The sequence below is a fragment of the Pseudomonas inefficax genome (assembly GCF_900277125.1).
GTDB classification, from domain to species: domain Bacteria; phylum Pseudomonadota; class Gammaproteobacteria; order Pseudomonadales; family Pseudomonadaceae; genus Aquipseudomonas; species Aquipseudomonas inefficax.
Genome location: NZ_OPYN01000001.1, coordinates 93,798 through 117,033, shown reverse-complemented (window position 1 = coordinate 117,033; position 23,236 = coordinate 93,798). Strand labels below are relative to the sequence as shown.

Here is a 23,236-nt window from a genome sequence, read left to right as displayed (position 1 = left end):
CTAGATGGCCTCGAGCTTGGCATACCCCAGCATCAGCCACTTGCTGCCTTCGGCAAAATTCACCTGCACCCGCGCCTGGGCGCCGGAGCCTTCGAAGTTGAGGATCACACCCTCGCCAAACACCGCATGCTGCACACGCTGACCCAGGTTGAACGCGGTCTGCGGAATGCTGGCATTGGCGAACAGGTTGCTGTTCGTCGCCGTCTTGGTCCCGCCGAACGGGCGACTGACGCTGTTGGACAGGCGCACTTCCTGAACCAGGCCCGCCGGAATTTCGCGTACGAAACGTGACACCTTGTTGTAGGTCTCGCTCCCATACAGGCGACGTGTTTCAGCGTAGGTCATGACCAGTTGGCGCATGGCGCGGGTGATGCCCACATAAGCCAGGCGGCGTTCCTCTTCCAGGCGGCCAGGCTCTTCCAGGCTCATCTTGTGCGGGAACAGGCCTTCTTCCATGCCTACCAGGAACACATACGGGAACTCCAGGCCCTTGGCGCTGTGCAAGGTCATCAGCTGGACGCTGTCTTCATGCTCGTCGGCCTGGGCGTCGCCTGCCTCGAGCGAGGCGTGGCCGAGGAACGCCGAGAGTGGCGAGAGGTCGGCGTCTTCTTCGGTGGACTCGAAGTTGCGCGCTGCGCTGACCAGTTCCTCAAGGTTTTCTACCCGTGCCTGGCCCTTTTCACCCTTTTCTTCCTGGTGATAGATGATCAGCCCGGACCGCTCGATGGTGGTCTGGGTCATGGTATGCAGTGGCATGTCCACGACCTTGGCAGCCAACCCCTCGATCAGCTCGATGAACGCACCCAAGGCACTGGCGGCGCGGCCTTTCAGGGCTTTGGCAGCGAGCAGCTGGCACATGGCCTCCCACATCGACAGCTGGCTATGACGGGCATGCTCGCGGATGGCTTCGACGGTTTTTTCGCCAATGCCACGTGGCGGCACGTTGATCACCCGTTCCAGGGCAGCATCGTTGCCGCGGCCTTCGATCAGCCGCAGGTAAGCCATGGCGTTCTTGATTTCGGCGCGCTCGAAGAAGCGCTGGCCACCGTAGATGCGGTAGGGGATGCGTTCGCGCAGCAGGGCTTCTTCCAGCACCCGCGACTGGGCGTTGGAACGGTACAGGATGGCGATCTCGCTACGCGCGTTGCCCTGCTTGACCAGGCTTTCGATGGTTTCCACCACGTAGCGCGCTTCGTCGTGCTCGTTGTAGGCCGCATACAGGGTCAACGGTTCGCCTTCGCCCAAGTCGGTCCACAACTCCTTGCCCAGGCGCCCGCTGTTGTTGGCGATAAGCGCGTTGGCCGCCTTGAGGATGCCGCCGGTGGAGCGGTAGTTCTGCTCCAGGCGGATCATTTCGGCGTCTGGGAAGTCGGCAGTGTACTGGTGAATGTTCTCGATCTTGGCACCGCGCCAGCCGTAGATCGACTGGTCGTCATCGCCCACTGCCATCAGGCTGGCGCCACCGCGTGCCAACAGGCGCAGCCAGGCGTACTGCACGGCGTTGGTATCCTGGAATTCGTCTACCAGCACATGCTGGAAACGCCGCTGATAGTGTTCCAGCAGGCCGGGATGGTCGCGCCACAGGTCCAGGGCGCGCAGCAGCAACTCGGAAAAGTCGATGACCCCGGCGCGCTCGCAGGCCTGCTCGTAGGCGGTATAGACGTCGCGCATGGTCGACAGGAACAGGTCGCCCCCGGCCTGGATATGCTGTGGACGCAGGCCTTCGTCCTTCTGCCCGTTGATGAACCACTGGGCTTGGCGTGCCGGCCATTTCTGCTCGTCCAGGCCCAGCTCGCGCATCACCCGCTTGATCAGGCGCTGCTGGTCGTCGCTGTCGAGGATCTGGAAGTTCTGCACCAGCCGTGCTTCCTGCCAGTGCGCCCGCAACAGGCGATGGGCCAGGCCGTGGAAGGTGCCGACCCACATGCCCGCCGGGTTGATGCCCAGCAGTTGCTCGATCCGCTGGCGCATTTCTGCCGCGGCCTTGTTGGTGAAGGTCACCGACAGGATCGAGTGCGGCGATGCCTGCTCCACCTGGATCAGCCAGGCAATGCGGTGCACCAGCACGCGGGTTTTACCGGAACCGGCGCCAGCAAGCACCAGTTGACGCCCGAGCGTGGCCGCTACGGCCTGGCGTTGGGCATCGTTGAGGGAATTCAGCAGGAGGGAGAGGTCGTCTGTGCGCATCGGGCCATTCTAGGGCGCAGCAGGAAATGGGGCAAACTTCTACTGTATGAATATTCACCTGCCGCATGCCCGTTCATCGAGCCGATGGCAGGTGCCAGGCCGCCGTTCAGGCGACCTGGCCGGCAGCGGCTCAGTCAATCGCTTCGATGGTGCGAATTTCGCAGCGCTGCGAATCGCCGGCATGGATGACCTCCACGGTTTTCCAGCCAGTGCCGCCTGCACGTTCGAAAACCACGGTTTTTTCCGTCACCACCTGTGGCGCGATGGCGCCGCTATCTTGCAGTTGAAGCTCCAGCACTTCCCATCCACCCCTGTGGCGCAGCTTGGGTTCGACCAGCAACGGTTCGATGGCCGGGGTGGTGACCGTAACGGTGCCATGAACCCTGAACACCTGCTTGCCGTGGGCGATGTCATTGACTGCAACGAGGTTGGTAATAATAGCCATTGTCTGTTCCTGTCTCGGGTTGAAAGTAGCGCCAGTGCGCTGGGGCTACTTTCTGCCCATTCGTCTGCCACAGGAGCAGGGCAGTGCTTCAGCTATGCCAATGCCTGCCGTGTCTGGCGAGCAGGCTGTTGGCTTGCTCCGGCCCGTTACTGCCTGCCGGGTACGGTCGCGGCGCCTGGAAGTGCTCTTCACAGCCCTTGATGATCGGGTCGATCCAGGCCCAGGCCGCTTCCACTTCGTCGCGGCGCATGAACAGCGTCGAGTCGCCCTCAAGCACATCCAGAAGCAGGCGTTCGTAGGCGTCCCAGCGGCGAGTCTGGCTGAACACCTGGGCCAGGTTCAGATCCAGGTCCACAGGTTCCAGGCGCATGCCCTTGCCCGGGCTCTTGGTCATCATGCGCAAGCTGATGCGTTCGTCCGGTTGCAACTGGATCAGCAGCTGGTTGACTTGGCCACCATTGAAAAGCTCGTGGGGCACCGGCTTGAACTGGATGACGATCTGCGATGAGCGGCGTGCCATGCGCTTGCCGGTACGCAGGTAGAAGGGCACGCCCGCCCAGCGCCAGTTGTCGATGTGCGCCTCGATGGCGATGAAGGTTTCGGTGTCGCTGTCGTTGTCGACGTCCTTTTCGAAATAGTAGGCCGGCACTTCCTGGCCGCCGATATGCCCGGCGCCATACTGGCCCCGTACTGTCTTGTCCTGAACGTCCTGACCAGTGATGGGCTTGAGGGCCCGCAGGATCTTCACTTTCTCGTCACGCACCGCTTCGGCCTCGAACTGCGCGGGGGGCTCCATGGCCACCAGGCACAGCAGCTGTAGCAAGTGGTTCTGCAGCATGTCGCGGGTCGCCCCGGCGCGGTCGTAGTAGGCGCCGCGGTTCTCTACCCCCAGGGTCTCGCAAACGCTGATCTGCACGTGGTCGACCTGATTGTTGCGCCACACCGGCTCCAGCAGGGCATTGGCAAAACGCAGGGCCATGAGGTTCTGCACGGTTTCCTTGCCCAGGTAATGGTCGATACGAAATACCTGGTTTTCCTCAAGCACTGCGCCGATCGCTTCGTTGATGGCGGTCGCCGACTCCAACGAGTGGCCGATCGGCTTTTCCAGAACGATGCGCGCTTCGGCGTCGGCCAGGCCGGCGTTGTGCAGGTGCTTGGCGATCGGCACGAACAGGTTGGGGGCGGTGGCCAGGTAGAAGATGCGCGTCAAGCCGCCGGGCTCGCCCAGGTAGCGTGCCAGGCGGCCAAAGTCGGCGCTTTGCGAAGCATCCATGGCGAAATAGTCGACGCGCGCGGAAAATCGCTGCCAGACCTCTTCGTCGAAGTCGTTGCGGGCGATCTGGGCCCGGCAATGGCGTTCGGCGAGCTTGAGATAGTCATTGCGTGGCAGGTTGCGTCGCGCCAGTGCGATGATCCGCACGGCAGGGTCAAGACGGGCCTCGCGAAACAGGTGGTAGAGCGCCGGAAGCAATTTGTGCAGGGCAAGATCGCCGGTGCCGCCGAAGACCAGAATGTCGCAAGGAATAGTCAAACCACCACTCTCCACGTTCGTTTAACTGGGCGGGTTGGCGTCCATGTAGTATAACTACAAGATAGCTACAACCCGGCCAGCCGATCATAACCGAGTCCAGCCTGTGAATCTGTTGCAACATATCGCCCAATCGCGCCACCTGCTGCGCAAATCGGAACTCAAAGTAGCCGACCACGTGCTACTCGACCCGGCTGCCGTCATGCACAGCTCCATGGCCGACCTGGCGCACAGCGTGGGTATCAGCGAACCGACCATCGTGCGTTTCTGCCGCGCGATCGGGTGTTCGGGCTTTCAGGACCTGAAGCTGAAGCTGGCGCAGAGCCTGGCTGCGGGGGCCAGTTTCGGCCAGTTCGCCATCCATGAAGACGACTCGGTCGCCGACTACAGCCTGAAGATCTTCGACACCACGCTGCACACCCTGATGGAGGTGCGCGAGCACCTCGACCCGCAGGCGCTGCAGCAGGCAGTGACTGCCATGGCCCAGGCGCAGCGTGTGGAGTTCTATGGGTTTGGCGCCTCCGGTGCGGTGGCGGCCGATGCCCAGCACAAGTTCTTCCGCCTGCTGCTCAGTGCGGCAGCCTATTCCGACCCGCACATGCAGGCGATGTCGGCGGTGACCCTGAAGCCGGGTGATGTGGCGGTATGCATTTCCCAGTCGGGCCGTTCCAAGGACCTGTTGATCACCGCCAATCTGGTCCGTGAGAGCGGTGCCAACCTGATTACCCTGTGCCCCAGCCAGACACCGCTGGCGGAGCTTTCGACGGTAAACCTGGCAATCGACGTGCATGAAGACACCGAAATCTACACCCCGCTGACCTCGCGTATCGCCCACCTGGTGGTGATTGACGTGCTGGCCATGGGCGTGGCCATGGCGCGCGGGCCGAGCCTGGTCAACCACCTGAAGAGCGTGAAGCGCAGCTTGCGCAGCCTGCGCTTGTCGCCCAAGTCGATCAAGGCTACCGACGACTGATCTGCATTGCCTGTGCCGGCCCTTTCGCGGGTAAACCCGCTCCCACAGGTACTGCACCGTCCTTGAGGCTGGTGAGCACTTGTGGGAGCGGGTTTACCCGCGAAGAGGCCGGCACAGGTGCTATAAATTTCACTGTTTTGTCACCATTCCACAGCCAAACCGTAAACCGCCAAAGCCAGTCTGAAACTCCCGCATCCTATCTGGGAGACAGGCAATGGCTCGTGACTTCGACGGTACGTACCAACCCAGCGCCAAGGCTCGCAAGCAGCAGGAAAAGGATCAGCGCCGCATGGAGTACCGCCGCGCGATCGAGAGCTATTGCGACCAACGTCAACTGCTCCGCGAGCTAGTGGATTACCCGGAGCTGCAAGAGCTCACGGTCTGGCAGGCGTCGGCAGCGGCTTCCCCGAAAAACGCTCAACCAGCGCGCTGATCAACGCACGTTCGCTGCGAATGAACGCCAGGAAAGCCAAGGCCACCGGCGACTGCCGTTTGGCCTTGGACTGCACCACGCACCAGCTGCGGTACAGCGGCAGTTCTTCAACGGGCAGCTCCCTCAACACACCGGTGGCCAGCTCCAGGTTAACCGCATGGCGGGTCAGCAGGGCAATGCCCAGGCCGGCGATCACGCACTCTCGCTGGGCGTCGGCCGAGGCCACCTCCAGGGTCTGCGTGAAATGCACGCGCTTGTCCTTGAAGTATTCCTCACAAGCCTTGCGTGTGCCCGAACCTTGTTCGCGAACCAGCAGGGTATGAGGCTCAAGGTCCTGCAGGCGCAGTTGTTCCAGCTTGCAAAGCGGGTGCTCGGGCGGCGCCACCGCGATGATCGGGTTGTTGAGGAACGGCAGAAACTCCAGGCCCATATCCTGCGGCACCATGGACATGATGATCAGGTCGTCGCGGTTGTCCGACAGGCGGCGGATGGCTTGGGCGCGATTGACCACGGTCAGGGTCAGGTTGACCTCCGGGTGACGCTGCTTGAAGGCAGCGAACAGGTGTGGCACGAAGTACTTGGCGCTGGACTCGATCGCCAGCTTCAACTGCCCCTGCAATGAGCCCTGCATGTCCGACAACTGCATGTCCAGGCTCTCCAGGCGCCCGAAGATATCGTGGCTGGCGCGTTGCAGGGCCTCGGCAGCTTCGGTCAGGTAGAGCTTCTTGCCCACGTACTCGAACAGCGGCTGGCCGATCAGCTCTTCGAGCTGGCGGATCTGTAGACTAACGGCGGGTTGCGTCAGGGCCATCTCTTCCGCCGCCCGGCTGTAAGAACGTAAATCGCATACCTCGTTGAAGATCTGCAATTGACGCAACGTCATACGCATCAAGGACTTACGCATTTTTATCCGCCCTTCGGCAACACCTTGTTACCGCACTATAAGCTTTTGCTAATACAGCCCCTAACAAATATTGATTTTTGTTTATCAACATAGAGCGCTAGGGTGAATGTGCGACTGGCCAGCAACGTCTGGTCACGCGCCGACCGGGAGAACCGGCTCGACTGTTCCTACGGCTTTGGGAAGACTCCAGTGATAAAAAAAATCCTGATCGCCAACCGAGGTGAAATTGCAGTTCGGATCGTGCGCGCCTGCGCCGAGATGGGCATTCGCTCGGTGGCGATCTATTCCGACGCCGACCGCCACGCGTTGCACGTCAAGCGCGCCGACGAAGCCCATAGCATTGGTGCCGAGCCGCTGGCCGGTTACCTGAACCCGCGCAAGCTGGTGAACCTGGCTGTGGAAACCGGTTGTGATGCCCTGCACCCAGGTTATGGTTTCCTGTCGGAAAACGCTGAACTGGCAGAGATCTGCGCCGAGCGCGGGATCAAGTTCATCGGCCCGGCCGCCGAGGTCATTCGCCGCATGGGCGACAAGACCGAAGCGCGTCGCACCATGATCGCCGCCGGCGTACCGGTAACCCCGGGTACCGAAGGCAACGTTGCCGATATTCACGAAGCGCTGAGCGAAGGTGACCGCATCGGTTACCCGGTCATGCTCAAGGCCACCTCTGGTGGTGGCGGCCGTGGTATTCGCCGTTGCAACAGCCGTGAAGAACTGGAACAGAATTTCCCGCGCGTCATCTCCGAGGCTACCAAGGCCTTTGGTTCTGCGGAAGTATTCCTGGAAAAGTGCATCGTCAATCCCAAGCACATCGAGGCGCAGATCCTCGGTGACAGCTTTGGCAACGTCGTGCACCTGTTCGAGCGCGATTGCTCGATCCAGCGCCGCAACCAGAAGCTCATCGAAATCGCCCCGAGCCCTCAGCTCACCCCCGAGCAGCGCGCCTACATCGGCGACCTGGCGGTGCGTGCGGCCAAGGCGGTGAATTACGAGAACGCCGGTACCGTGGAGTTCCTGCTCGCCGATGGCGAAGTGTACTTCATGGAAATGAACACCCGAGTGCAGGTGGAACACACCATCACCGAGGAAATCACCGGTATAGACATCGTCCGTGAGCAGATTCGCATTGCCTCGGGCCTGCCGCTGTCGGTCAAGCAGGAAGACATCCAGCACCGCGGTTACGCGCTGCAGTTCCGTATCAACGCCGAAGACCCGAAGAACAACTTCCTGCCCAGCTTCGGCAAGATCACCCGCTACTACGCCCCCGGCGGCCCGGGTGTGCGTACCGACACGGCGATCTACACCGGTTACACCATTCCGCCGTTCTACGACTCCATGTGCCTGAAACTGGTGGTGTGGGCGTTGACCTGGGAAGAAGCCATGGACCGCGGCCTGCGGGCCCTGGACGACATGCGCGTGCAAGGGGTGAAGACCACTGCCGCGTACTACCAGGAAATCCTGCGCAATCCGGAATTCCGTAGCGGCCAGTTCAACACCAGCTTCGTCGAAAGCCACCCGGAACTGACCAACTACTCGATCAAGCGCAAACCCGAAGAGCTGGCCCTGGCCATCGCCGCCGCCATCGCCGCCCACGCAGGCCTGTGAGGAACCCAATAATGTCCAAGAAAATTCACGTAACCGACACGATCCTGCGCGACGCCCACCAGTCCCTGCTGGCCACCCGCATGCGTACCGAAGACATGCTGCCGATCTGCGACAAGCTCGACAAGGTCGGCTACTGGTCGCTGGAAGTCTGGGGTGGCGCCACCTTCGACGCCTGCGTACGCTTCCTCAAGGAAGACCCGTGGGAGCGCCTGCGCAAGCTGCGTGCGGCCCTGCCCAATACCCGCCTGCAAATGCTGCTGCGCGGTCAGAACCTGCTGGGCTACCGCCATTACAGCGACGACGTGGTCAAGGCGTTCGTCGCCAAGGCAGCGGTCAACGGTATCGATGTGTTCCGTATCTTCGATGCCATGAATGATGTGCGTAACCTGCGCGTGGCCATTGAAGCGGTCAAGGCTGCCGGCAAGCACGCCCAAGGCACCATCGCCTACACCACCAGCCCGGTGCACACCATCGAAGCCTTCGTGAAGCAGGCCAAGCAGATGGAAGCCATGGGTTGCGACTCGGTGGCGATCAAGGACATGGCCGGCCTGCTGACCCCGTTCGCCACCGGTGAACTGGTCAAGGCGCTGAAGGCTGAGCAGTCGCTGCCAGTATTCATCCACTCCCACGACACTGCCGGCCTGGCCGCAATGTGCCAGCTGAAGGCTGTGGAGAACGGCGCCGATCACATCGACACCGCCATCTCCAGCTTCGCCTGGGGCACCAGTCACCCGGGTACCGAGTCGATGGTTGCCGCGCTCAAGGGCAGCGAATTCGATACCGGCCTGGACCTGGAGCTGCTGCAGGAAATCGGTCTGTACTTCTATGCCGTGCGCAAGAAGTACCACCAGTTCGAAAGCGAGTTCACCGCCGTGGACACCCGCGTGCAGGTCAACCAGGTACCAGGCGGCATGATTTCCAACCTGGCCAACCAGCTCAAGGAGCAGGGCGCCCTCAACCGCATGAACGAAGTGCTGGCTGAGATCCCACGCGTTCGTGAAGACCTCGGCTTCCCGCCGCTGGTGACCCCGACCTCGCAGATCGTCGGTACCCAGGCGTTCTTCAACGTGTTGGCCGGCGAGCGCTACAAGACCATCACCAACGAGGTGAAGCTGTACCTGCAAGGCGGTTACGGCAAGGCCCCGGGCGTGGTCAACGAGCAGCTGCGCCGTCAGGCGATCGGCAGTGAAGAAGTGATCGATGTGCGCCCCGCCGACCTGCTGAAGCCGGAAATGGCCAAGCTGCGTGCCGACATCGGCGCCCTGGCCCGTTGCGAAGAAGACGTGCTGACTTTCGCCATGTTCCCGGACATCGGCCGCAAGTTCCTCGAAGAGCGCGAAGCCGGCACCCTGACCCCGGAAGTCCTGCTGCCAATTCCTGAAGCGGGCGCAGTGGCGTCCCATAGTGGTGAAGGTGTACCGACCGAATTCGTCATCGACGTTCACGGCGAAACCTACCGTGTCGACATCACGGGTGTGGGCGTGAAGGCCGAAGGCAAGCGTCACTTCTACCTGTCGATCGACGGCATGCCGGAAGAAGTGGTGTTCGAGCCGCTCAACGAATTCGTCGGCGGTGGCGGCAGCAAGCGCAAGCAGGCCAGTGCCCCGGGCCATGTCAGCACCACCATGCCAGGCAACATCGTCGATGTGCTGGTCAAGGAAGGCGACATGGTCAAAACCGGCCAGGCCGTGTTGATCACCGAAGCCATGAAGATGGAGACCGAAGTGCAGGCGGGTATCGCTGGCAAGGTCGTGGCCATTCATGTAGCCAAGGGCGACCGTGTGACACCGGGCGAGATCCTGATCGAGATCGAAGGCTGAGATAAGCCCTCATCTACAAACGGTTAACCTCTGGGGAGCGGATGCTCCCCTTTTTTTTTGGGCTGAATTCACCGGCCTCTTCGCAGCACAAGGCTGCTCCTACAGGACTCCACAAGCCTGAGGCCAGTGTTGTACCTGTGGGAGCGGGTTTACCCGCGAAGAGGCCGGCTGATCCAACACAGCTTTCAACCTTTGCGGCATGCCTCAAGTGTTGCCACCTGACCTTCAGGTTGTTGGTTGGTATCGCTCAACCACCGCTCGAACCCGGCAGCCACCGCTGGCCACTCATCATCGGTAATCGAATACCACGCCGTATCCCGATTGTGGTCCTTCACCACCAGATGCTTGCGGAACACCCCTTCGAATACAAAGCCAAACCGCTCCGCCGCGCGCTTGGAGCGGGCGTTGGCGTTGTTGCACTTCCACTCCAGCCGGCGGTTGCCCAGCTCGAAGCCCAGCTTGCCCAGCAGGTACACCGCCTCGGTGCCCTTGGGCGTACGCTGCATGGCGGCGCCAAAGGCGACGTGGCCGATCTCGATGCGGCCGTGCTCGGGTACGATCGACATCAGGCTGAGGATGCCCTGGGCCTGGCCGCTCGGGCGGTCGATCACGGTGTAGAACAGTGGGTCGCGGCCGGCGGCGTTGCCCTCCAGCCAACGGTTGAAGGCGGCACGTTCGGTGAACGGGCCATAGGGCAGGTAGTCCCACAGCACCGGGTCGGCAGTCGGACCTTGCAGCGCCTCCCAGAGATGGTCGCCATGGCGCGCCGGGTCGAGCTTTTCCAGGCGGATGAAGCGGCCGTCGATGGGCTCGGCCTGGGGGACTGCGGCGGGTTTCCAGTTCAATGCGTCGGTCATGTTCGGCTTAGAACTCTTTGCGGAATTGGATGAAGCCCGAGCGCTCGGCAACCTGCTGGTACAGGCTGATGGCGGTGGCGTTGGTCTCGTGGGTCAGCCAGTGCACCTTGCTGCAGTTTTCTGCCTTGGCTGCAGTGTAGACATGCTCGATCAGCTGGCGGCCGATGCCCAGGCCACGCTGCGCGCTGTCCACGTACAGGTCCTGCAGGTAGCAGGCGTTACCGATACTCCAGTTGGTGCGATGGTAGATGAAATTGACCATGCCGACTGCCTTGCCATCGACCCAAGCCAGGGCCGAATGGGTCGGTTCGTTCGGGTCGAGCAGGCGTTGCCAGGTGCTGAGGCTGACCTCTTCGGGCAATTCGGATTTATAGAAGTGCAGGTAGGCCTGCCACAGGGCGAGCCAGGCAGCATGGTCCTGGCTGGTGACGGGACGCAGGGTAACGCTGGACATGGGCTATTCCTTCAGAGTTGGCGCATGTGCGCCGCGAGTTGGTTATCCAGGTAATCGGGGCTGGCGCTCAGGCCTTCACGCACGCCGGCGATGTCTTGCTCGGAGCGGTTCTGGCTGAGCTTGCGCGCGCCTTGCAGGCGGGCGATGGGCAGGCGAACACCGACGATGGCGCGGAGCATGCCATCGATGTAATCACGCGGAGCGTCGGTGACTTTCCACGGTTCGTCGCGGCCTTGTTCGTGGCGCTCGGTCAGGCGGCTGACAATGGCCAGCAATGGTTCTGCGTCGTGGATCACTTCCGCCGGGCCATAGGCGTGCACGGCCAGGTAGTTCCAGGTTGGCACCACCTTGGGGTTGTCGGCCTTGCTCGGGTAGTAACCAGGGCTGACATAAGCATCGGCGCCGGGGAACACCAGCAGGGCTTCGCCACCATGCTCCAGGTCGTGCCACTGGCGGTTGGCTCGCGCCAGGTGGGCATAGACGGTGCCGAATTCGCCTTCGGCGGTATCGACCAGCACGGGCAGGTGCGTGGCCAGCAGGCCTTGTTCGCCCTGGGTTACCAGGATGGCCAGGCGGGTGTCGAGCATATGCTGGTGCAGGCGCCCGAGGTCGTGTTCCTGATGGGGTTTGCTGTTGTACATGCTCGGTTTCCTTGTGCGATGGCTCCATCCTAGGCAGGCTATTGGTTCATAGTAAGAGCCATTAGAAGCTGTTTTGATAGGTCCAATGCCATGAGCGAGCGCCCCCTTGTGTTGCCTTTCGACCCTGCCGGGATCGCCCTTGATCGCCGTCGCGGGCTCAGCCAGCAGCTGTACCAGGCGCTACGTGCGCGTGTGCTGGACGGGCGCCTGAGCAGTGGCACGCGGCTGCCTGCCACCCGTGATCTGGCCGCCATGCTGGCGCTGTCACGCAACAGCGTGGTGCGGGCCTATGACCAGCTCTATGCCGAGGGCTACATCGAGAGCCGGGTAGGCGATGGCACCTATGTCAGCCAGTTGCCGAAACTCTCCAATGTAAAACTATCCACACAAGTATCCACAGGGTTATCCAGGGGTTTATCAACAGACTTATCCACATTTGCGTTGGAAAATACTGAGGATTTATCCAGCAAACGATGGTCCAGCGAGCCTTTGCAGCGCCTGAAAAGCAACCATCTACCGCCCCCAAGAAGCGGTGCCCCGCGTGCATTTCGCGTCGGTATTCCGGCGTTCGACCTGTTCCCGTTCGACGTCTGGGCCAAGCTGCAGGCGGGTTTCTGGCGCAACCCCGCTCCGGCGCAGCTGGGTTACGGTGACCCGGCAGGTGAGCCGCTGCTGCGTGAACTGATTGCAGCCTACCTGCGTCGCTCGCGTGGGCTGAGTTGTGCGGCTGAACAAATAGTGATCACCAGTGGTGCGCAGCAAGCCATCAGCCTTTGTGCACAGTTGTTGTTGCAGCCGGGCGACGGTGTGGCTGTGGAAAACCCGGGTTACCGCGCAGCCGGGCATGCCTTTGCGCTCGCTGGTGGCAGGTTGCATGGCGTGCCGGTGGACGAGGACGGCATGGACTGTCGCCGGCTCGGGCAGCTGGCGGATTGCCGGCTGGCCTATGTCACGCCGGCCCACCAGTACCCGACCGGGGTGACGATGAGCCTGGCGCGACGCCTGGAGCTACTGGCCTGGGCCGAGCGTAGCGATGGCTGGATCATCGAAGACGACTATGACGGCGAGTACCGCTACAGCGGTGCGCCCTTGGCCCCGCTTGCGGCGCTCGACCGCCACGGGCGGGTGCTGTACGTCGGTACCTTTGGCAAGATCGCCTTCCCGGCGTTGCGCCTGGGTTACCTGGTACTGCCGCCGCAACTGGCGCAGGCGTTCAGCCAGGGCAGGGCGCTGGCGGTGCGGCATTCGGAGGTCAGTAGCCAGTGCGTGATGGCAGAGTTCATGGCCCGGGGGCATTTCCAGCGGCATATCCGGCGCATGCGCAAGGCGGCGTTGAGCAGGCGTAATGTGCTCAAGGCTGGCTGGCCTGCGGATATTCCGGGGTTGGGTGGCATGCCGGAGGTGGCGGCGGGGCTGCATGTGAAGGTTGATGTGGATAACTTTGCACGGGAGCAGGAGCTGGTGGCCAAGGCCGAAGCGGTGGGGGTGGAGGTGACGCCGTTAAGCAATTTCTGGCTGGCGGACAGTGATCAGCCTGTGGATAAGCGCGCGGGGCTGGTACTGGGGTTTGCAGCGGTGCCAGAGGGGGAGATTGCCGAGGCATTGATGCGCTTACGCAAGGCTTGGCGACCTATTCGCGGGTAAACCCGCTCCCACTTGATCGGTTAACGCGGTCAGTTGTAGGAGCGGCCTTGTGTCGCGATGGGCTGCAAAGCAGCCCCAGCATTTTATGCATCTACGCTAAGACCCTGGGGCTGCTTTGCAGCCCATCGCGACACAAGGCCGCTCCTACGAGGTCCGCGCAGGCCAGAAAATTGATGCATGACCGTTGGCACTCAGGTTCCGGACTTGATCCGCGTCCAGGCCCTGGTCCGAGCCCGCTCGGCATCCCGCGCCAGGGGCTTGAGGGTATACAGCTTGGCCATCGCCTCCGCCGTCGGATACAGGTTGGGGTTGTTGCGAATCGCCGGGCTCACCTTGTCAGTCGCGTCCTTGTTCGGGTTCGGGTACCCGACAAAGTCGCTGATCGGCGCAATCACCTCGGGCCGCAGCAGGTAGTTGATGAACGCGTGGGCATCTTCCGGGTTGGCCGCGTTCTTAGGAATCGCCAGCATGTCGAACCAGATCGGTGCACCTTCCTTGGGCAGGCGCATGTCCACCACCACGCCATTCTTCGCCTCGCGGGCCCGGTTGGCGGCCTGCGAGAAGCTGCCGCTGTAGCCCACTGCCACGCAGATATCGCCGTTGGCGATGTCAGCCATGTACTTCGAGGAATGGAAGTAGGTGATGTGCGGGCGGATCTTCAGCATCAGCGCTTCGGCTTTCTTGTAATCAGCCGGTTTGTCGCTGTTCGGTGGCAAGCCCAGGTATTGCAGGGCCAGCGGCATGATCTCCGACGGCGAGTCGAGCAGGGCCACGCCGCATTGCTTGAGCTTGGCGATGTTCTCTTCCTTGAAGATCAGGTCCCAGCTGTCCAGCGGGGCGTTGTCGCCGAGCGCAGCCTTGACCTTGGCCGGGTTGAAGCCGATCAGTACGGTGCCGTACATGTAGGGCACGGCAAATTTGTTGCCGGGGTCGTTGGCCTCGATCAGCTTCATCAGCGCCGGGTCCAGGTGCTGCCAGTTCGGCAGCTTGCTGCGGTCCAGCGGCTGGAACACACCCGCTTCGATCTGCTTGGCGAGGAACACGTTCGACGGTACTACCACGTCATACCCGGAGTTGCCGGTCAGCAGCTTGGCTTCCAGCGCCTCGTTGGTGTCGAAGATGTCGTAGACCAGCTTCACCCCGCTGTCTTTCTGGAACTCGGTGAGGGTTTGCGGGGTGATGTAGTCGAACCAGTTGTACACCCGCAGGGTGCGCTGTTCGGCCTGGGCCTGCAGGGCACCGGTGAACAGGGCAGCGGCGATGAACGGGGCGAGCAGACGCTTGAGTCGGACCATTACCGGGCTCCTGGCTGGGCGTGCTGGAAGCCTTCCAGCACATTGACCGCGTTGATACCGATTTCTTCCACAGCGTAGCCGCCTTCCATCACGAACAGGGTCGGCTTGCCGAGTTGGGCGATGCGCTTGCCCATTTCCAGGTAGTCCGGGCTGTCCAGCTTGAACTGCGAGATCGGGTCGTCCTTGAAGGTATCAACGCCCAGCGAGATCACCAGTACATCTGCGTCATAAGCGGCGATGCGCTGGCAGGCGTCCTCCAGGGCGGCGCTCCAGGCGGCCCAGTCGCTGCCGGCCGGCAGTGGGTAGTTGATGTTGCAGCCTTCACCGGCACCCTCGCCGGTTTCATCGGCGTGGCCGAGGAAGAACGGGAACTCGTCGCGCGGGTCGCCATGGATCGAGGCGAAGAACACATCGTTGCGGTGGTAGAAGATATCCTGGGTGCCGTTGCCGTGGTGGTAGTCGACGTCGAGGATGGCGACCTTGCGCCGACCCTGGTCGAGGAAGGCCTGGGCGGCGATGGCGGCGTTGTTCAGGTAGCAATAGCCACCCATGACTTCGCCAGCGGCGTGGTGCCCTGGCGGGCGGCACAGGGCAAAGGCCGAATGGGCGCCTTGCTGGATCGCCGCCTGGGCGGTAAGGGCGACCTGGGCGGCGCTGTAGGCAGCCTGCCAGGTTCCGGCGGTGATCGGTGCGCCAGCATCAAAGCTGTAGTAGCCCAATTCACCGTGCAGGCCGGTGGGTTTTACCTTGCGCAGGGTGCGTGCGGGCCAGGTGAACGGCAGCAGGTCGCCTTCCTGGCCCAGTGCCGCCCAGCGCGCCCAGGCGCCTTCGAAAAAGTCCAGATAGCCGGCGCTGTGGATGCGCAGCAACGGTGCGCGCCCGAAGTCGGTGGGGCCCTGGATGTCGCCGAGGTTGCGCTTTTTTACCTGGTCGAGCACATGGTCGGCGCGTGACGGCATTTCGAAACAGGGCATCAGCTTGCCGTCGATCAGCTCGCAGCGGCCGTGGTGCAGGCGGTGGTCATCGGAATAGATCGTCAGCATTATTGTTCTCCGGTGGGTACTGGCGTGGGCCCATTTTCATGGGTGGGCCAGTGAGGGAGAACGACGCAAGTGGCCAAAAGGGGATCGATGTGGCCAAGCTCTCTGGCCCGCTTTGCCTGTACCGACCTCTTCGCGGGCGCGCCCGCTCCCACAGGTATTCCACAACACTGGGGAGTTGTGCTGAACCTGTGGGAGCGGGCAAGCCCGCGAAGAGGCCGGTACAGGTCAACCGCGGAAGTGACTGGGCGCCACACCGCTCCAGCGCTGGAAGGCATGCCGGAAACTGGCGGTCTCGCTGAACCCCAGGGACTCGGCAATCCGATAGATCGGCATCTGCTCATCAGCCAGCAACTGCTTGGCCCGTTCGAATCTCAATTCATCCAGCAGCTGTTGATAACTGCTGCCCAACGCCTGTAAATGCCGGCGCAGGGTGCGCGATGAGCAGTTCATCTGCCGTGCCAGCCCTTCCAGCCCGGGCGCTGCATCCAGTTGTTGCGCCAGCAGTTGGCGAATCCGCCCCAGCCAGGCCTGGCGGCCTGTGAATTCAAGGTTCAGGCGCCGGCAGCGTTCGCTCATGGCCTTGTGGGTAATCGGGTCGGCCAGCGGCAGTGGCGTGTCCAGCCAGCGCCGTTCAAAGGCAAAGGCGTTGTCCTCGGCACTGAACCCGATCGGGCACTGGAACGCACCGGCATAGAGGGCATGGTAGCCCGGGCGTGGGTGTTCGAAGCGGGCGCCCAGCAGGGGCAGCGGTCGGCCGAGCAGGTCGTCGCAGATGACTTTCAGCGATACCAGGCAGAACTCGGCATTGAAGGCGGTCAGCGTCGGGCTGTCGTGGTAGTCGCTGGCGCTGAACCAGACGCGCTGGCCGTCGTCGAGCAGACGCAGCTTGAAGACTGTTCCCAGCAGTGCCGGATACTGCAGCGCCAAGCGCAAGGCGTCACCCAAAGTGGCACTGGAGAGCAGGGCGTAACCGAGCATGCCGTAGCACGACACATGCATGCGCCGGCCCAGTTCCAGGCCGATATCCTCGCGCCGGGCAACGGCGTTGGCACACACCTGCAGTTCCTGCTGGGTGGTGATGCGCGCATCGGCGTGCCCCAGGTCCGCCGGGCCGATGCCGCTGCCGGCCAGCAGCGCCGACGCTTCGCAACCGTCTGCCTGGAATACGTTGAGGATCAGCGAAACCGCGTTGAGGGTGGTGAGGTGGCTGTGCAGCATGCTGGGTAATCCCGTTGGCCTGGGACGCATTATGGAGCAAGTTGTGTGCCGGAATGCTGGGTTCCAGGCAAGCCGCGGTCCCTGTGGGAGCGGCCTTGCGTCGCGATGGGCTGCAAAGCAGCCCCCAAATCCTGCAGGCAAAAAAAAGGCCCGAAGCATAGGCTCGGGCCTTGGAAAGGTTGAGAGGTGTCTAGTCCCTCGACCTGGTGAGACTGTTTACAGCGGCCTGGTTACGCCTTCAGCGGAACCAGACGGGGAGCGATCATGTTTTCCGGGCGCAGGATGTCGTCGAGCATCGCGTCGTCCAGGAGCTTCTCTTCGCGCACCAGTTCCAGTACGCCGCGGCCGGTTTCCAGGGCAACGCGGGCGATACGGGTGGCGTTTTCGTAGCCGATGTACGGGTTCAGGGCGGTGACCAGGCCGATCGAGTGCTCGACCAGTTCACGGCAGCGCTGTTCGTTGGCGGTGATGCCGACGATGCAATGCTCGCGCAGCATGTCCATGGCACGTTGCAGCAGGCGGATCGAGTCGAAGATCTTGTAGGCGATCAGCGGCTCCATCACGTTCAGCTGCAGCTGCCCACCTTCGGCGGCGACGGTCAGGGCCAGGTCGTTGCCCATGATGGCGAAGGCCACCTGGTTGACGGCTTCAGGGATAACTGGGTTGACCTTGCCTGGCATGATCGAGCTGCCTGGCTGACGCGCTGGCAGGTTGATCTCGTTGATGCCGGTGCGCGGGCCGCTGGACAGCAGGCGCAGGTCGTTGCAGATCTTCGACAGTTTGACTGCGGTACGCTTGAGCATGCCCGAGAACAGTACGAAGGCGCCCATGTCGGAGGTCGCTTCGATCAGGTCGGCAGCCGGTACCAGCGGCTGGCCGCTGATGGTAGCCAGACGCTGTACGGCCAAGGCCTGGTAGCCAGGGTCGGCGTTGATGCCGGTGCCGATGGCGGTACCGCCCAGGTTGATTTCGGTCAGCAGTTCCGGGGCCAGCGAGCGCAGGCGCTGCAGGTCTTCGGTCATGGTGGTGGCGAAGGCGCGGAATTCCTGGCCCAGGGTCATCGGTACGGCGTCCTGCAGCTGGGTACGGCCCATCTTCAGTACGTGGTCGAACTCTTTGCCCTTGGCAGCGAAGGCCTGGATCAGGCTGTCGAGGCTGGCCAGCAGCGCGTCGTGGCCCAGCAGCAGGCCCAGACGGATGGCTGTCGGATAGGCGTCGTTGGTCGACTGCGCCATGTTCACGTCGTTGTTCGGGTGCAGGTACTGGTACTCACCCTTCTGGTGGCCCATGGCCTCCAGCGCGACGTTAGCGATGACTTCGTTGGCGTTCATGTTGGTAGAAGTACCAGCACCGCCCTGGATCATGTCCACCACGAACTGGTCGTGGTAATCGCCTTTGATCAGGCGGGCACAGGCTGCAGTGATGGCAGCGTGCTTGGCATCGCTCAGGTGACCCAGCTCACGGTTGGCGTCGGCAGCAGCCTGCTTGACCATGGCCAGGGCCACGACCAGCTTCGGGTAGTGCGACAGCGGAACACCGGAGAGGTGGAAGTTGTTGGCAGCGCGCAGGGTCTGGATGCCATAGTAGGCATCTGCAGGAACTTCAAGGGTACCCAACAAATCTTTTTCGACGCGGAACGATGCAGCGGAGGACATGATGTATATCATCTCGAATTTGACCCGGCACATGCCGGAATGGCGCCAATCCTAGGCCTGAAGGTGATTTTGCGGCCAATGCTGTTGCACGCTAACCTATGCACAAACGGCATAGTGTTTCATGTGACGCCAATTGACATTCGAGCGTGTTCCATTTTGGTGCACGCCGGGAGATGTGCTTCGTGAACCTTGAAAGCAAATGGCTGGAAGACTTCAGCGCGCTGGCAGCAACCCGCAGTTTTTCCCAGGCGGCAGAACGGCGTTTCGTGACTCAACCCGCCTTCAGCAGGCGTATTCGCAGCCTTGAAGCAGCCTTGGGCCTGCAGTTGGTGAATCGTTCCCGCACGCCAATCGAACTGACTGAGGCCGGCCAGCTTTTTCTTGTCACGGCACGTACCGTTGTCGACCAGTTGAGCGAAATTCTGCGCCATTTGCATCATCTGGAAGGCGGGCAGGGCGAAGTGGTGCAGGTGGCTGCGGCACACTCCCTGGCGTCGGGCTTTTTCCCGCGTTGGGTGGCCCAGTTGCGCAACGATGGGTTGAACATCGCCACCCGTCTGGTTGCGACCAACGTCGGGGATGCCGTGCATGCATTACGCGAAGGAGGCTGCGACCTGATGTTGGCCTTCTATGATCCGGATGCCGCCCTGCAGATGGACGCCGAAATCTTCCCGTCGCTGCACATGGGTACCACCGAAATGTTGCCTGTGTGCGCTGTGGATGCTGACGGTAAGCCGTTGTTCGACTTGGAAGGCGAGGGAAGTGTGCCGCTGTTGGCCTACACCGCCGGCGCCTTCCTTGGCCGCTCGGTCAATCTGCTGTTGCGCCAGCGCAATCTGCGCTACACCACGGTCTACGAAACTGCCATGGCCGACAGCCTCAAGAGCATGGCGTTGGAGGGCATGGGTATCGCCTGGGTGCCGCGCCTGTCGATGCGCGGCGAACTGGAGCGCGGCGAACTGGCAGTATGCGGCGGTAGCCAATGGCACGTACCGCTGGAAATCCGCCTGTACCGCTGCGCCCTGGTGCGCAAGGCCAACGTCCGGCTGCTCTGGCGCAAGCTCGAGTCGGGTATGGCGCCCGAATGAGGGCGCCTGGGTCGGGTCAGCTTTCCCCGGTCAGGGTTGCCAAATGGCGCTTGATGTTTCTCCGATTGGCGTCGCTGTAGCGGTGTGCGTTGCCTTTGAGAGGGTTGTAGCTCTTGGTGTAAGAGTCTTTCCACCAGCCTCCCTCGAAGAAGGTCTCGGCATCCTCATGGACGGCGCCGAGCATGTGGCCGACTTCATGGCCGATGGCCATGTAGGTTTTGATCGAGGCGATGCCGACCTGCTCTTCAATCTTGGCAATACCCTTGGTCGTGAAATCCAGGTCGTCCCGAGTGACCAGCAGATATTTGTGCAGGCCCGGGGTGATCAGGCCGCGGGCTTTCAACCGTTCTTCCCAGTCAGCAACGGCTTGCTCGGGGCCGATCTTGTAGTCGAAGTCGGTCACGCCAGGCGTATGAGTGTCTTCGATGATGAACCTCACATCGAGATCGAGGAAACTGAGGAGTTCATTCTTCAGTGGTATCAGGTAGTCATCGCCCAGGCTGATCAGACTCATGTCGGAAACGTCATCGTGCAGATACAGCCAGATGTGCAGGGTTTCTTTGCTATCGCTCATTTTCAGGCTCCGTGTCATGGGGGGGTTGGAGCAGCATGTGGGTAGAGCCCGTCGAGTTGCAGATAGAACCTCTTCCGCTGCGCGCAACCTCATGGCCAGCTGACTTTCGAGTCAGCCAAAGCCCCGAAAAATAAGGGCGACAGTTGGTCGCCAGGGGTGCCAGCAACGCCTTGGGTTACGGTATACTGCGCGGCCTTTCGACCGGATGCGTCCGGTCTGATCAGCAAACAAGCCACGCCGGTCGTCCCGCGTGGCTTGTTGTTTTTTGACGCGCCCAAGGGCGCACAAGCGAAGAGGCTCGACGATGAGTGCACTGGTTGGCGTGATCATGGGCTCCAAGTCCGATTGGTCCACCCTTAGCCACACCGCCGATATGCTGGAAAAACTCGGCATTCCCTACGAAGTGAAGGTGGTTTCCGCCCACCGCACCCCGGATCTGCTGTTCCAGTATGCCGAGGAGGCTGAGGGCCGTGGCATCGAGGTGATCATCGCCGGTGCCGGTGGCGCAGCCCACCTGCCAGGCATGTGCGCTGCCAAGACCCACCTGCCGGTGCTTGGCGTGCCCGTGCAATCGTCGATGCTGTCGGGTGTCGATTCGCTGCTGTCGATCGTGCAGATGCCAGCCGGCGTGCCGGTTGCCACCTTGGCTATCGGTCGTGCCGGAGCGGTCAACGCCGCGCTGCTGTCGGCCAGCATTCTCGGCGCCAAGTACCCGCAATACCACGCGGCGCTCAAGCAGTTCCGCACGGAGCAGACTGACACCGTGCTGGACAACCCAGACCCGCGCCAGGCTTGAGGCTCAACCCATGAAGATCGGTGTAATCGGTGGCGGCCAGCTGGGCCGCATGCTGGCCCTGGCGGGTACCCCGCTGGGCATGAACTTCGCTTTCCTCGACCCGGCGCCGGACGCCTGCGCCGCGCCGCTGGGCGAGCACCTGCGTGCCGACTACGGCGACCAGGACCACCTGCGCCAGCTGGCTGACCAAGTCGACCTGGTCACCTTCGAGTTCGAAAGCGTCCCGGCCGAGACCGTGGCCTTCCTCTCGCAGTTCGTGCCGGTGTACCCCAGCGCCGAAGCGCTGCGCATCGCCCGTGACCGCCTGTTCGAGAAGAGCATGTTCCGCGACCTGGGTATCCCCACCCCGGCCTTCGCCGACATCCTCTCGCAGGCCGACCTTGACGCCGCAGTGGCCAGTATCGGCCTGCCGGCCGTGCTGAAAACCCGCACACTGGGTTACGACGGCAAGGGCCAGAAGGTGCTGCGCACGCCTGAGGATGTGGTTGGTACCTTTGCCGAGCTGGGCAGCGTGCCGTGCCTGCTGGAAGGCTTCGTGCCGTTCACCGGCGAAGTGTCGCTGGTGGCCGTGCGTGCCCGTGATGGCGAAACCCGCTTCTACCCGCTGGTGCACAACACCCACGAAAGCGGCATCCTGCGCCTGTCGGTCGCCAGCCAGGCGCACCCGCTGCAGGCTCTGGCCGAAGACTACGTGGGCCGCGTGCTCAAGCAACTGGACTATGTGGGCGTGATGGCCTTCGAGTTCTTCGAAGTCGACGGAGGCCTCAAGGCCAACGAAATCGCCCCGCGTGTGCACAATTCCGGGCACTGGACCATCGAAGGCGCTGAATGCAGCCAGTTCGAGAACCACCTGCGCGCCGTCGCCGGCCTGCCGCTGGGCTCGACCGCCAAGGTGGGCGAAAGCGCGATGCTCAACTTCATCGGTGAAGTGCCGGCAGTGGACAAGGTGGTTGCCATCGGTGACTGCCACCTGCACCACTACGGCAAGGCCTTCAAGGTTGGTCGCAAGGTTGGCCACGCCACCCTGCGCTGCCACGACATGGCCACTCTCGAACGCAAGATTGCCGAAGTAGAAGCCCTGATCGGCAACTGATCGAACTTCTACCAGCGGCTTGCCCTCTGAAATGGCAACAAGCCAGAGCGCTGTCTAGGCTTTGGCTTGTTCCATCATCACTGCAGAGGGATCGCCATGGGCATCATTGGAACCATCTTCATCGGCCTCATCGTCGGCCTGCTGGCCCGCTTCATCAAGCCGGGCGACGACAGCATGGGCTGGATCATGACCATCCTGCTGGGTATTGCCGGCTCCCTGTTGGCCACCTACGGCGGCCAGGCGCTGGGTATCTATCAAGCCGGAGAGGCCGCGGGCTTCTTTGGCGCGCTGGTGGGGGCAGTCGTCCTCCTGGTGATCTACGGATTCATCAAGAAACGCTGAATACTGGTTAGAATGCCCGGCAATTCATTCGAGTTGCCGAGCATTTTCATGCGTGCCTTTTTCCTCGCCTCACTGCTGTTGGCCAGTACCCTGGCTCATGCCGAACTGCCTGAAACCGACTGGCTGGAGCTGATGCCAAAGTCGGACCAGCAGGCGCTCGAGCAAATGCCTGAAATCGACCACAACTCCCCAGAAGCCATGGGCACCTTTACCGACAAGGGCGGCCTGAAGCAGAGCAAGGGCCTGCCGGCGGTGATGTACTCGACCAAGACTGTGGCATCCATGAACGGCAAGGATATTCGCCTGGGCGGCTACCCGGTGCCCCTGGAGAGCGACGCCAAGGGCAACAGCACGCTGTTTTTCCTGGTGCCTTACCCGGGCGCGTGCATCCATGTGCCACCACCACCGCCGAACCAGTTGGTGTTGGTGCGCTACCCGAAAGGCCTGAAGATCGATGATATCTACACACCGCTGTGGGTCAGCGGCAAGCTGAAGGTGGAAAAGGTCAGCAACGACCTGGCCGATGCGGCCTATGCGCTGGATGCGGGGAAGGTGAGGGTGGTGGAGGACGCAGACCTCTGATTGCCTGTACCGCCCTTTCGCGGGTAAACCCGCTCCCACAGGTCGTCACAAACCTTGAA

At 62.2% G+C, this 23,236-nt stretch carries 22 protein-coding genes; 10 read left to right on the top strand and 12 right to left on the bottom strand.

Translation table 11 applies throughout. The annotated features are described in order from the left end of the window. From uvrD to zwf, 3 genes are all read right to left on the bottom strand, one after another. A complete protein-coding gene (uvrD, locus tag JV551A3_RS00580) occupies positions 1 to 2,187 on the bottom strand; it encodes a DNA helicase II (protein WP_133969774.1) in 2,187 nt (728 codons plus the stop codon). 130 nt (positions 2,188 to 2,317) lie between these two features. Further along, positions 2,318 to 2,632: a hypothetical protein gene (locus tag JV551A3_RS00575; protein WP_133969773.1), complete on the bottom strand. Its 315-nt coding sequence runs from the start codon at positions 2,630 to 2,632 to the stop codon at positions 2,318 to 2,320. Positions 2,633 to 2,720: 88 nt separating this feature from the next. Further along, on the bottom strand, positions 2,721 to 4,163 hold the full coding sequence (gene zwf, locus JV551A3_RS00570) for a glucose-6-phosphate dehydrogenase (RefSeq protein WP_133969772.1): 1,443 nt from the start codon (positions 4,161 to 4,163) through the stop codon (positions 2,721 to 2,723). A 103-nt stretch (positions 4,164 to 4,266) separates the two neighbouring features. Between zwf and hexR the strand changes: the two genes are divergently transcribed. Next, the gene (gene hexR / locus JV551A3_RS00565; RefSeq protein WP_011536461.1) at positions 4,267 to 5,133 is read left to right on the top strand and encodes a transcriptional regulator HexR; all 867 of its coding nucleotides are present in this window, start codon (positions 4,267 to 4,269) and stop codon (positions 5,131 to 5,133) included. A 214-nt stretch (positions 5,134 to 5,347) separates the two neighbouring features. Next, a complete protein-coding gene (locus JV551A3_RS30870) occupies positions 5,348 to 5,566 on the top strand; it encodes a PA3496 family putative envelope integrity protein (RefSeq protein WP_080563834.1) in 219 nt (72 codons plus the stop codon). Here JV551A3_RS30870 and JV551A3_RS00555 read toward each other — a convergent pair. Continuing rightward, on the bottom strand, positions 5,508 to 6,455 hold the full coding sequence (locus JV551A3_RS00555) for a LysR family transcriptional regulator (RefSeq protein ID WP_166674202.1): 948 nt from the start codon (positions 6,453 to 6,455) through the stop codon (positions 5,508 to 5,510). The genes JV551A3_RS30870 and JV551A3_RS00555 overlap by 59 nt on opposite strands. A 204-nt stretch (positions 6,456 to 6,659) precedes the next feature. Here JV551A3_RS00555 and JV551A3_RS00550 point away from each other — a divergent pair, with 204 nt between their 5' ends. Both JV551A3_RS00550 and oadA read left to right on the top strand, forming a co-directional pair. Further along, positions 6,660 to 8,075, top strand: coding sequence for an acetyl-CoA carboxylase biotin carboxylase subunit (locus JV551A3_RS00550; protein ID WP_013974837.1), 1,416 nt, complete (start codon positions 6,660 to 6,662; stop codon positions 8,073 to 8,075). A gap of 11 nt (positions 8,076 to 8,086) precedes the next feature. Next, positions 8,087 to 9,895 carry a sodium-extruding oxaloacetate decarboxylase subunit alpha gene (gene oadA, locus JV551A3_RS00545; RefSeq protein ID WP_133969770.1) on the top strand — a complete coding sequence of 603 codons (1,809 nt, stop codon included), beginning with the start codon at positions 8,087 to 8,089 and terminating at the stop codon, positions 9,893 to 9,895. Between the two features lie 185 nt (positions 9,896 to 10,080). On the opposite strand, the gene JV551A3_RS00540 is transcribed toward oadA, so the two are convergent. The 3 genes from JV551A3_RS00540 to JV551A3_RS00530 are packed head-to-tail and all read right to left on the bottom strand — an operon-like array spanning position 10,081 to position 11,847. After that, a complete protein-coding gene (locus JV551A3_RS00540) occupies positions 10,081 to 10,752 on the bottom strand; it encodes a GNAT family N-acetyltransferase (RefSeq protein WP_133969769.1) in 672 nt (223 codons plus the stop codon). Between the two features lie 7 nt (positions 10,753 to 10,759). Next, positions 10,760 to 11,206: a GNAT family N-acetyltransferase gene (locus JV551A3_RS00535; RefSeq protein WP_133969768.1), complete on the bottom strand. Its 447-nt coding sequence runs from the start codon at positions 11,204 to 11,206 to the stop codon at positions 10,760 to 10,762. 11 nt (positions 11,207 to 11,217) lie between these two features. Then, positions 11,218 to 11,847 (bottom strand): FMN-binding negative transcriptional regulator, encoded by a 630-nt coding sequence (locus JV551A3_RS00530; protein WP_133969767.1) that lies wholly within the window; start codon positions 11,845 to 11,847, stop codon positions 11,218 to 11,220. Positions 11,848 to 11,937: 90 nt separating this feature from the next. Here JV551A3_RS00530 and pdxR point away from each other — a divergent pair, with 90 nt between their 5' ends. Continuing rightward, a complete protein-coding gene (gene pdxR, locus JV551A3_RS00525; RefSeq protein ID WP_133978222.1) occupies positions 11,938 to 13,491 on the top strand; it encodes a MocR-like pyridoxine biosynthesis transcription factor PdxR in 1,554 nt (517 codons plus the stop codon). Positions 13,492 to 13,682: 191 nt separating this feature from the next. Here the strand turns inward: pdxR and JV551A3_RS00520 are convergent, their stop codons facing one another. The 4 genes from JV551A3_RS00520 to aspA form a co-directional block, all read right to left on the bottom strand. Continuing rightward, on the bottom strand, positions 13,683 to 14,786 hold the full coding sequence (locus JV551A3_RS00520) for a polyamine ABC transporter substrate-binding protein (protein WP_133969765.1): 1,104 nt from the start codon (positions 14,784 to 14,786) through the stop codon (positions 13,683 to 13,685). After that, a complete protein-coding gene (locus tag JV551A3_RS00515) occupies positions 14,786 to 15,829 on the bottom strand; it encodes a histone deacetylase family protein (RefSeq protein ID WP_133969764.1) in 1,044 nt (347 codons plus the stop codon). The genes JV551A3_RS00520 and JV551A3_RS00515 overlap by 1 nt, the downstream gene beginning before the upstream one ends. Positions 15,830 to 16,054: 225 nt before the next feature. Beyond that, the gene (locus JV551A3_RS00505) at positions 16,055 to 17,047 is read right to left on the bottom strand and encodes an AraC family transcriptional regulator (protein WP_133969763.1); all 993 of its coding nucleotides are present in this window, start codon (positions 17,045 to 17,047) and stop codon (positions 16,055 to 16,057) included. 230 nt (positions 17,048 to 17,277) lie between these two features. Next, positions 17,278 to 18,702 (bottom strand): aspartate ammonia-lyase, encoded by a 1,425-nt coding sequence (gene aspA / locus JV551A3_RS00500; protein WP_112249494.1) that lies wholly within the window; start codon positions 18,700 to 18,702, stop codon positions 17,278 to 17,280. Between the two features lie 182 nt (positions 18,703 to 18,884). On the opposite strand from aspA, the gene JV551A3_RS00495 reads away from it, so the two are divergent. Next, positions 18,885 to 19,790: a LysR substrate-binding domain-containing protein gene (locus JV551A3_RS00495; RefSeq protein ID WP_166674201.1), complete on the top strand. Its 906-nt coding sequence runs from the start codon at positions 18,885 to 18,887 to the stop codon at positions 19,788 to 19,790. Between the two features lie 16 nt (positions 19,791 to 19,806). On the opposite strand, the gene JV551A3_RS00490 is transcribed toward JV551A3_RS00495, so the two are convergent. Continuing rightward, on the bottom strand, positions 19,807 to 20,364 hold the full coding sequence (locus JV551A3_RS00490) for a zinc metalloprotease (RefSeq protein ID WP_133969762.1): 558 nt from the start codon (positions 20,362 to 20,364) through the stop codon (positions 19,807 to 19,809). A 304-nt stretch (positions 20,365 to 20,668) separates the two neighbouring features. On the opposite strand from JV551A3_RS00490, the gene purE reads away from it, so the two are divergent. From purE to JV551A3_RS00470, 4 genes are all read left to right on the top strand, one after another. After that, positions 20,669 to 21,160, top strand: a complete 492-nt coding sequence (gene purE / locus JV551A3_RS00485) for a 5-(carboxyamino)imidazole ribonucleotide mutase (RefSeq protein ID WP_003253304.1) — start codon at positions 20,669 to 20,671, stop codon at positions 21,158 to 21,160. A gap of 10 nt (positions 21,161 to 21,170) precedes the next feature. Continuing rightward, entirely contained in the window at positions 21,171 to 22,253 is a 1,083-nt protein-coding gene (locus JV551A3_RS00480) for a 5-(carboxyamino)imidazole ribonucleotide synthase (protein WP_133969761.1), read from the top strand. Positions 22,254 to 22,349: 96 nt separating this feature from the next. Further along, on the top strand, positions 22,350 to 22,595 hold the full coding sequence (locus JV551A3_RS00475) for a GlsB/YeaQ/YmgE family stress response membrane protein (RefSeq protein WP_112249445.1): 246 nt from the start codon (positions 22,350 to 22,352) through the stop codon (positions 22,593 to 22,595). Positions 22,596 to 22,643: 48 nt separating this feature from the next. Next, entirely contained in the window at positions 22,644 to 23,177 is a 534-nt protein-coding gene (locus JV551A3_RS00470; RefSeq protein WP_166674200.1) for a DUF3299 domain-containing protein, read from the top strand. Positions 23,178 to 23,236 lie beyond the last annotated feature (59 nt).

Coding starts and splice junctions, on each gene's coding strand:
- JV551A3_RS00575 (WP_133969773.1), bottom strand. CDS start 2,632: ATGGCTATTATTACCAACCTCGTTGCAGTCAATGACATCGCCCACGGC.
- uvrD (WP_133969774.1), bottom strand. CDS start 2,187: ATGCGCACAGACGACCTCTCCCTCCTGCTGAATTCCCTCAACGATGCC.
- JV551A3_RS00515 (WP_133969764.1), bottom strand. CDS start 15,829: ATGCTGACGATCTATTCCGATGACCACCGCCTGCACCACGGCCGCTGC.
- JV551A3_RS00555 (WP_166674202.1), bottom strand. CDS start 6,455: ATGCGTATGACGTTGCGTCAATTGCAGATCTTCAACGAGGTATGCGAT.
- JV551A3_RS00505 (WP_133969763.1), bottom strand. CDS start 17,047: ATGCTGCACAGCCACCTCACCACCCTCAACGCGGTTTCGCTGATCCTC.
- JV551A3_RS00520 (WP_133969765.1), bottom strand. CDS start 14,786: ATGGTCCGACTCAAGCGTCTGCTCGCCCCGTTCATCGCCGCTGCCCTG.
- JV551A3_RS00535 (WP_133969768.1), bottom strand. CDS start 11,206: ATGTCCAGCGTTACCCTGCGTCCCGTCACCAGCCAGGACCATGCTGCC.
- aspA (WP_112249494.1), bottom strand. CDS start 18,702: ATGTCCTCCGCTGCATCGTTCCGCGTCGAAAAAGATTTGTTGGGTACC.
- JV551A3_RS00540 (WP_133969769.1), bottom strand. CDS start 10,752: ATGACCGACGCATTGAACTGGAAACCCGCCGCAGTCCCCCAGGCCGAG.
- oadA (WP_133969770.1), top strand. CDS start 8,087: ATGTCCAAGAAAATTCACGTAACCGACACGATCCTGCGCGACGCCCAC.
- pdxR (WP_133978222.1), top strand. CDS start 11,938: ATGAGCGAGCGCCCCCTTGTGTTGCCTTTCGACCCTGCCGGGATCGCC.
- purE (WP_003253304.1), top strand. CDS start 20,669: ATGAGTGCACTGGTTGGCGTGATCATGGGCTCCAAGTCCGATTGGTCC.
- JV551A3_RS00470 (WP_166674200.1), top strand. CDS start 22,644: ATGCGTGCCTTTTTCCTCGCCTCACTGCTGTTGGCCAGTACCCTGGCT.
- JV551A3_RS00490 (WP_133969762.1), bottom strand. CDS start 20,364: ATGAGCGATAGCAAAGAAACCCTGCACATCTGGCTGTATCTGCACGAT.
- JV551A3_RS30870 (WP_080563834.1), top strand. CDS start 5,348: ATGGCTCGTGACTTCGACGGTACGTACCAACCCAGCGCCAAGGCTCGC.
- JV551A3_RS00530 (WP_133969767.1), bottom strand. CDS start 11,847: ATGTACAACAGCAAACCCCATCAGGAACACGACCTCGGGCGCCTGCAC.
- JV551A3_RS00475 (WP_112249445.1), top strand. CDS start 22,350: ATGGGCATCATTGGAACCATCTTCATCGGCCTCATCGTCGGCCTGCTG.
- JV551A3_RS00480 (WP_133969761.1), top strand. CDS start 21,171: ATGAAGATCGGTGTAATCGGTGGCGGCCAGCTGGGCCGCATGCTGGCC.